6 protein-coding genes are annotated in these 8752 nt (G+C 53.4%); all 6 read right to left on the bottom strand.

The annotated features are described in order from the left end of the window. Window positions 1-165, bottom strand: a 165-nt coding sequence (locus tag O6944_10700) for a hypothetical protein (GenBank protein ID MCZ6719604.1), incomplete at its 3' end; no start/stop codon positions are given. Window positions 166-424: 259 nt separating this feature from the next. Continuing rightward, window positions 425-4291, bottom strand: a complete 3867-nt coding sequence (locus O6944_10695; GenBank protein MCZ6719603.1) for an HAD-IIIC family phosphatase — start codon at window positions 4289-4291, stop codon at window positions 425-427. Window positions 4292-4410: 119 nt separating this feature from the next. After that, window positions 4411-4698, bottom strand: a complete 288-nt coding sequence (locus O6944_10690; protein MCZ6719602.1) for a hypothetical protein — start codon at window positions 4696-4698, stop codon at window positions 4411-4413. Between the two features lie 22 nt (window positions 4699-4720). Next, window positions 4721-5665 carry a glycosyltransferase gene (locus tag O6944_10685; protein ID MCZ6719601.1) on the bottom strand — a complete coding sequence of 315 codons (945 nt, stop codon included), beginning with the start codon at window positions 5663-5665 and terminating at the stop codon, window positions 4721-4723. An 863-nt stretch (window positions 5666-6528) separates the two neighbouring features. Then, window positions 6529-7185: a hypothetical protein gene (locus O6944_10680; protein ID MCZ6719600.1), complete on the bottom strand. Its 657-nt coding sequence runs from the start codon at window positions 7183-7185 to the stop codon at window positions 6529-6531. Window positions 7186-7456: 271 nt separating this feature from the next. Then, the gene (locus O6944_10675; protein ID MCZ6719599.1) at window positions 7457-8485 is read right to left on the bottom strand and encodes a hypothetical protein; all 1029 of its coding nucleotides are present in this window, start codon (window positions 8483-8485) and stop codon (window positions 7457-7459) included. Window positions 8486-8752: the final 267 nt, after the last annotated feature.

The raw sequence follows: 8752 nt of genomic DNA, 5'->3' as shown, positions 1-8752 counted from the left end.
TTGACTGTCCGGTGGAGAATAGGCAATAAGCCAAGCCTGACCCGTTTCATACCGGGCGAGGAAAGGGACCGTCGCCCCCTCGTCCAGAAGCGCGCCCGCGGCCTGGACTTGCTTGACAGACAGACGCAGCTCGTCGGCGATCTTTGCAATATGTCCCTGGGCCATGAACTCTGCGACCTCTAACTTTTATCTTTTCGACAATAAATCAAAAGTAAAGCTTCAGCAAAATGAACCCGCGGCCTTCTGGTCATACGCAAATCTAAGTCGGGCCGATTCTAATATCAAGAAGACATGCCTGACGCTGTCTGTATGTTCTTGTAGAATAAAAAACATTGAGCCCGCACCGGTGGAGTTATTCAACCTAGTCAACAACGTCCCTTTCTCCCCCTACATTCTTCACGGACATGCAGGCCAACCGCTTCATCTACTCCAACCCTACCTGCTTTGCCAGTCTTTGACCCCGGGCTCGTAGTTCTCGAGCCGTCTCCGCGATATCCGGCCACCAACGGAGAAGCTGACCGAATTTCAAAACCAACCGTTGTGCCAACTCGCGCGCCTCGTCGTCGCTCCGACCGTTCAAAAGATCCAGCGGAACGCAATAGTCGGGTCTTCTGATGCCTTTTCCCAACTGGTCCATATATCTCTCGACATCGTTCGCCCAAAATCGTGGCAACCCATCCGAAGCTTGGAGACGATTCGCCATCATGGCGATAAACGAATTGGTGCTTTTCCAAACCTGGTCGCGCACAATCTCTTGAAAGCCGCGCGCAGGCATGGACGCCAGCTCTTCGAGGTGACTTCCAAGAGCACGCAAACCCTCTTTAACGTCGGTCCGGGCCAGGTTCTCGCCATACGACTTCACGCAGCCAATCATCAATTTGGCCGTGTCGAAACCGGAAGCGCTGCGAAATATCTCGCCGCGCGAAAAGGTCCGATGTTCCACCGGGGCATGGACGAGCGCCCGGGGAAGCTGTCCAAAATATCCGCCGGCAATGCACCGGCGCAAGGTGAGACCGAACACGATGTCTTCGCCCGCTTTCACCGGGAAGAATGGGGGCAAGAGTTCGCGGTTGTCCAGTGCCATAAAAACCGTCATGCAAAGGGTCTCCCCGTTTATAGTCGGACGATCCACGACGCGCAGTATTTCGCGCGTAGTACAGGCGGTACGGTAGTCCGCTTCCGATCGAACCAACCGCCTGTGCGATTCATCGTTCAGTAGGAGGCACCCCATGGGACCGCCCCAATCGCCGAAAGGCGAGCCCCAAGCGCAATCCCCGACCAGACCGTTAAAAGTTGCCAGTACCCTGCCGCCGGTTCTTTCCGACCGATTCTCGCAGGAAGGGTCGAGATCGGCCGGCCCGGGCTTATCGCCGTCCCCCCGGCCGCCGAGAAGACTCGGTACGTCGCCGCCTAAAAGCTGCTCGTGGGCGCTCAGGATGTCTTCGTCGACAAACGTGACCGACCGCAGCGCGCTGTCCCGGTCCGGGAAAAACCAGATATCCGCAGGGTCCCACTCCGTCGCAAATCGTGTCCCCGTAGCCGGATTCGGAGCGGTTGCAATCCGGCAGACGGTATCGTCATCGGCGCTGAAGACGGCTTGTCCGATGCTATCCAGCAGGAGCGCGTTGCGACTGACGCCGTAATCATTGCCGCAACATTCCACATCGAACAGGGCGAAATTCACGATATCTGGGGGCAGCCCGCCGACAGATACCAGTTCCTTGGCAAATCGAATTTTGTCCCGCCTGCCGGCATACAAGATTCTTACCCCGTAACGTCGCTCCAAATCACTCAGCATCACCAGAGAGCGGCTCTGCGCTTCCTCGGTTTCGGTACCGTCGATTACGACAAACTCATGATTTCTGCCGTGCGCTCGAGAGTTCTCGATATAGCTGATCAAAGCACGCTCCAATGCCTTCAAACGATTATGGGTCATGATGCTTACCGACGCGATTCCCGGACCAACCGGTGCTTGGGTCGTCCCAACCGATGGAAGCCTTCCGAATCCTGGAGCGTGAACCTGCCGGGGAACCAGCGCATCGTCGAGACCTGTGACCTTACTTCTCGACCCGGTGACAGTGTCTCTGAACGGCGGCGCAACCTCCCCGGTTCCGAAACGTTCCTCCTCCAGCAGCGCCCTTGCATCATCCTCGGAAATCTGACTCAGCTCTCCCAACAATTGCTCGATAAACGCGGCATTGCCGAGCGAGTTTGAATCGGCGGAAATCACCTGAGCGATTTCCGCGACAGTCGGGGCGTTGAAAAAGACACCGGGCGACAACTCCACGCCAAAGGATTGTCTGATACGGGAAACGACCCGGGTCATTGTCAATGAGTCCCCGCCCAGCTCGAAAAAATTGTCACATGCACCCACGCGGTCGACATTGAGCACTTCGCACCAGATGTTTCCTACCGCCGCCTCGGTAGAATCGCGCGGGGCGACAAAATGAGTCTCCAGATTCGGACGGGAATGTCGATCTTGCGAAAGCATACTGGCGTGTATCTGATCGACGTCGCTCAGTTCGGTGGCGATTCGCAGTAATAATCGACACCTTTCCACGGCCTCGATGGGATACGCCCTTGGGGTCGCCGAGGAACCGGTCCGCTGCTCCCCTTCGTTCTCACTTTGCGGTCCGCGATCGTCTGGTCGAAAGGTGAGCGCCGCCGCCCACTTCGCCGGGAAACGAAATAAAAGCCCCTCTTCGCCCGAGTCGCGGAACTTCGCCCCCGCGTTATCCATAAAATCAACCGCTGGCTGGTTCTTGCCACTCTGAATCAACCGGGCATCCACTCTCTTTAACTCCCGATCCAGAGCAATCTCGCCCAATCTCACCAACATGCGATGCTCAACGCCCCGCCCCAGAGCCCGACAACTCAGCAAAAAGGTGTCGACGGAAATCGCTTCGGAATCGGCGTGGAATACGATCAGCCCGACCAATCCGTAATCTCCGAAACGGTCCTTGACATGGACGGCGAGAGGCTCCATCCGCTCCCGTTGTTGAACTCTCCGCAGCTCCGCTTCTGAACGACGAACGGTAGTGAGATTGAACTGATTGGTCCGCTGGGTGAGCTCGGAGGCCCTCGCCAGTTGATGCGGCATGAGCGGCGATATCTCAATTTCCAACCCCAGCTTAGCGAGAAAATCGCTGACCGTAAAGGATTTTCCTCGCAATTGTTCCCGTTGGGCGTTTTGCTGATAAAGAGCCGTTCGCTTTTTGCCTTCGTCGGTAATTTTAAGATGATCGAATGCCCAAACGTGATCAAGAAAACGAGGGATCGCTTCGACTTGCCGCGGGATTTCGAGCGTCAGAACCTCCGGGCAGTTTGCCCTCACCTCGGCGCACTCGACCGGATCGTCGTCAATGAAAATAAAACTGTCCAGTCCTAGCTGCAGCTCTTCCGCCAGACTGACGAGATTGGCGGACTTCGGTTTCCAGTTGACTCGCCGCGATACGATGTGGTTCCGGTTCAAGGGCATCTCCGGTCGGTTTTCAAATACCCGGGTTACATCCTCTTCATTGTTTTTGCTGCATAGACAAAGGAGCATGCCTGCGTCATGCTGACGCACCATAAAATCTTGAAGGACCCGGTGCGGAACATCGATTCGTATCCCGGACGGACCATCCTCGCCGCAGACCCCGCTCCACAACGTCTGGTCGCAATCAAGAACGATTACTTTATACGGGGGGCTCTTGAGCGCATAGACCTCTCGAGCAATCATGGTCCCTAACGCGGTAAAATAGACGGGCGTGAGCGGTATGTGTCCGAATTTTTCGCCGTACGCGTCATAATAATCCGGGACAGGGTAGGCGGCGGCCAACTCCGAAGGGGTAATCATCCAAACGGAGTCGATTTCAGCGAGCTGTGCGCACAGCAGCGCTTCGGCTTGTTTGAAAGCCAACGCGCGCTTGGGATCATCGGCCCAGGCGGGAGAGGCCGGACACAAACAAACCAGATACGGCGTGGGCGCGCGTCGGACGGCTTCAGACAGCGCAAGCTTGAAATCCCTTAGGTTTCGCTCGATCGCATGATAGGCGTCATCCCGACCGGTCGTTTTCGTGTCGCTGTCCCCTCCCTGCCAGTCCTCCAGCCGGATCAGCACAATATTGATGCCGTTCTGATTCGTCGCGATGATGCTGGAAGGATCAAGGAGTTGTTGAAATACTTGGTTATAAGGAGCGAAGTCAATCCGTACCGGAATGCCCAACTCCCGCATCCAGAAGCCGAGGGAGTCTTTCAGCGGTTCTGCGGTGAAAGTAGCCGCGACAACAAGCGATAGTTCTTGATTCATGGTTTCAGATCTACGCAATCAGAGCGCATAAACGGGCTTTCGTGACGGACAAAATCCAGCCGTCAAATTTTACCCGGTGCCCTCCCCTCGAAATCCTTCGTTTACTGCGAAGGTACCCATTACCGGAGCCTTCCGTCATCGTCCAGCGCCAAATGCCCGCATCGGGCCGAGCCGGGGCAGATGGATTCAGGCAATGATCCGATATCGGGTTCAGTGGGCACCCGCCGCAGGTACTCCACACCGATTATAGCGGCACTTTCCTTGTGGGTAAACAACGATGCCAATCTCCGGGGTAGCGCGTCGGCGTCATGAAGCGGCTTAAACTTCGGGCGCTTTTTAGCGTAGAGCAACCCGATGCGGACCGGGGCCAGCACGCGGCGCAGAAACTCCTGCCTTGTAACATTCATCAAGGACATCAGACTCAGTGGGTTAAGGTTTTCGAGCGTAGCTTGCTGTGCGGAAACCAGCGAGTCTTCCCCATGCCGATGATGATCTTCGTAACGCTGGCAGCCATTTGTCAGGTAAAGACACACTCCGGTGGTAGCAAAAGATTGCTTCAAGTTTGACTGCATTAGAAAACCGCCTTGCTCGCTCATAATTGTTTGTGGTCCGGCCCGGCTCGAAAATCGAGCTTGCGAGTACTTGGCCCATCCCATGAAAATAGGCGCGGAGATAGCCTACCGTCTGTCTCGACGGTGGAATCCAGTGTTCCACCGCCGTATTAGGTAACCACCAACCAGTTTTTCCGGTCGCGAGAATACGTTTCAGCACGTCCGATTCATCAAAACCTATAATTGTTGGACCTGGTCTGCGACCTAACTTTGTATCATATCGGAACTGCCGTTGCTCCAAGCCCCGAAGGGCCATGTTGGCACCAAAAGGTAAGCTTCCAATAGATGAGGAAGAATCGAGCATCAAAGGTGTATCCCCAAGATCGATTCCGGAATAAGCATAGAGCATATGATGCAGTGCAGCTTCCATCCAGCCTGGCGGATTCCCCTCAAAGCGCGGGATAATCGTTCCCCCAAACACGCAGGCTTCAGGCCAGCTTTCAAACGCGGATTGGTAAGACTTCAACCAATTGCGTCCCACGGTCACGTCGTCGTCGGTCCAAAGCAGGTAGTCACCAGATGCGGCATCCATGCCGGTGTTGCGTGCATGCGCAACGCCAGGTTTTGGTTCGAAAACACGTTTTAGTGGCAAAAGCTTGCTAAATTGCTCGATGATAGTGTCCGTGTCATCAGTGCAATTGTTATTGACCACGATGATTTCCCAGTCCGTACCTGAAGGTGGCTCGGCCTGCGTGAGTGAGCATAGCAATCGCGAAAGTGATTGCGCCCGGTTCCAGGTGCATATAACAATGCTGAGCTTCAATAGAGAGATCCGGATCTGTAAGGGCCCAAGCTTTCGCGGAAGGAAAGGCCGGGAGGGTGCAGGCAACTATGAAGCTTGCTTAAATGGCTGTCGTAGGCCTCAGCAGCTCGGGGATCCATGCGGAAACACCACGTGTCGCGAGCAGGAAGCTATGTCCCTTCTTCAATAAATGCCCGGATTTTCATAGGAACTTCTATATCCCTCTGTTAAGCCTCAAATCTTACGCTAAAGCCGATCAAAGCTGAGAGATGCTTTCAGTTGTACGGTTTAACTACAATGGTCTCTATCAGGTAAGGGGAATATGGGTCAACCAGAACAAGCAAAAATATCAATCTGCGATGTAATGATTTGGAGCACCAGGGATCATTTTGGAGCATTTACGACAGATGCGCAGATTAATTTCGGGCTGGGCCTAGCCAATCGTCCACAGGATGCAATTAAACGACGCTTTAATTGAGTCCTACCCAGCTTTGCAATTTTGTCAATTTTCTTTGAACTTGGAGCCCCTCTGGGCCTAGGTTTGCTAAGGGCTAGACCGCCAGAACGCAATTAACAAGCTAATGAATTGTATCCTACGAGTCGTTGGAGAAAACGGCGGTCCGATGGTGGACCTCCACTTCGAGTAAAGAGCTGGAGAGACTTACGTGTAAGGGATAGGAGTGATAAAAGGAGTCTTTAGCCTAGTGCTCGGGTTTCAACATCATTATGCAGACGCTGTCGAATCTGAGTCGCTATAGGGAGTTAGCGATGACCTCGTTTGGTCAATATGAGGATCGGCTGAATTGACGAACTGCAGGGCAGAGCGTCAAAGGACTTCTAGAGAAGATAATCGTGCCACTTTAGCAGTCGTTTTCAATCTCCCGTCACTCCACTGGCTTCCTTAAATCTCGAATCTGTACAGTTGAAGTATTGGTCAGCTTTATTAACTCTCTCTGCGGCGAGACACCTATACTCCTCATATATTTGTAAAAATTACCAGTCCCAACCGGTTTTGTGTGTCTTACTTTGAATTCATCCACAACCACAGGGCTAGATGCGAATAGTTGTGGCCAAATGACATCTAGTCCCCAAGTTGAATAACTCAGATCAAAAGTGCCTTTAGCTATTCTTAGGGCGCTGCTTGAAAAATAAGGGCACATCACTTCAACCATTCGAACCGAGCGACAGCCAGAAGTTGAAGCGTTCAGTAGATACGCATGCGAAAAAGACGAGTCAAGAGTTAGGCTGGGTTGTGCCAACTCAAATCCATGAGCAGAACAGTACGTCAAGAATTGGCTTAGATGTGAATAGGTAATCTCGATGTCATCATCCAGAAACATGAATCCCTGATACTTTTCCAATAGCTCCTCATTTATGAACTGACGAGCTGCTTTATACTTGTTTATGCCACCAGAAAACACATACTCGCAATCGTCAAAAGAAGTGGCATGGGGAATGCCATACAAATTCAACGCGATGTCAAAAGTTCTTTGAATGGCATCATCGATCAAACGATGACCAGCCCCACAGCGGATGATCACGAGATAGGGCCTGTTCTGTGTATCTCTCGAAGGTGTCTTGATAATAGAGATCAACCTGGAGTTACAGAACTGCCCAGCGCTGGGTTTGTGTTTAAAGAAAAGATGAAAGCGAAGCTTATTCGTTAGAAGGACAGTGCTGTAAATGACACGCATGAGTCTATGGAACATATCATGCACCATGATTCCATGGACACGGAACGGGACGGAAGATATTTGGCAAGTTCGGACAAGTATCTCGAGGGCACCTGTTCATTGTGTCTTCGAGCACCGGCTATTCCAAAAAGTCGTGACGCGCTCCCTTATCGCTTGAAGGAATCGCAAGCGCACGGATTTCCGGTGCAAGCGGATCAACGAACTTCAATCGGTCAGCAATCGGGTGATTCGGTAAGTACTCGAGAAGTTCGCGAACTCGTCGATGTGGAGCCGAGCCGGGACCATCGGTTCGAATCGCGAAAGCAAAATAGCGTGCCGGTTGCTCGTCCGCGGCTCGTTCGACGAGATCCCAGTAGATCTTTGGGCTGGGCCATGGTTTCCAAGGATTAAGAGGGAGATGATGGCGCGGTCGGCGGCGTAGTCTGTTAACGACACGCCGACGCCACGGCATCAACGGGGTCTGATAATCATACGCTGTGAGAGGTACGATCAAGATGGGCCGGGCGTTTGCAAGCGATGAGGATGGAACGCTGAATTTGTAACGTGATGGATAGTAGGGCCGCCGGGGGCAGTCAACGAAGTCTCCAGAGGGCGCGGTCGCATAGGAACCGAAGGATAAATCGACGCTCCGCGGTGGTAAACCTGGCTCCACTGTAAGATCGACCTCGATACCGAGCTCAACGGCGGCGTCTAAGAGAGTTTCAGTCAGAAAGTACCCGCCTTGACTGGAATGCCGGACGTGTTTGCCAAAGCAGTTTGCAAAAGCTTCAGCCGCCACCCTCAGGCAGTGTGTGGTCCAAGCGCTGTCTGCATAGTCGGAAAACACGACGGCCTGCTTGTCATCCCAGCGATGAGCGTGGACGTGGATTCCAATTGGATCTTTCCAACCGATCAATTGATCGAATAACTCATTGTGTCGACGAACTACAAAGTCGACTTGGCCAAAGCAGCGCTTCATATCGGGGTCGAGGCGTATCATCCAGGAGGGGTGCACGCCGTGACCCGAACGATCCGACAAGAGGCCCCTCAGGTTTTCGACGAGAGCCACCATGGCCAAGAAGCCCTGCCAGGGCTTTTGCTCAACACGGGGCTGGTGCTCGTCGGGCTCGACATCGATCCGCCAGATCGCGGGTATAGGTGAAGACATGGTCACGAAGGGAAGCTGTCAAATTCGGTGTGCGCTTCCCCAGGCAAGTAGCCTTGGGGAGCTTGGAATGGCCACTAAAACGGCCCGACACGGTTTCCCCCTGTTCTGCAGCGGGACAATATCCGATAACGTGCAATTATGTCAACCCGGCCTAGCAGATCTTAATTTCCTCCCAAGACGCAATTAAACGACGCCTTAATTGAGCTCTACCCAGATTTACGAATTTGTCATCCCTATTTGACTCCGGAGCCTTTCCGGGTTTGGGTT

This window comes from Gammaproteobacteria bacterium (assembly GCA_027296625.1).
GTDB lineage: Bacteria > Pseudomonadota > Gammaproteobacteria > JAKEHO01 > JAKEHO01 > JAKEHO01.
This window is presented reverse-complemented; position numbering and strand designations above follow the sequence as displayed.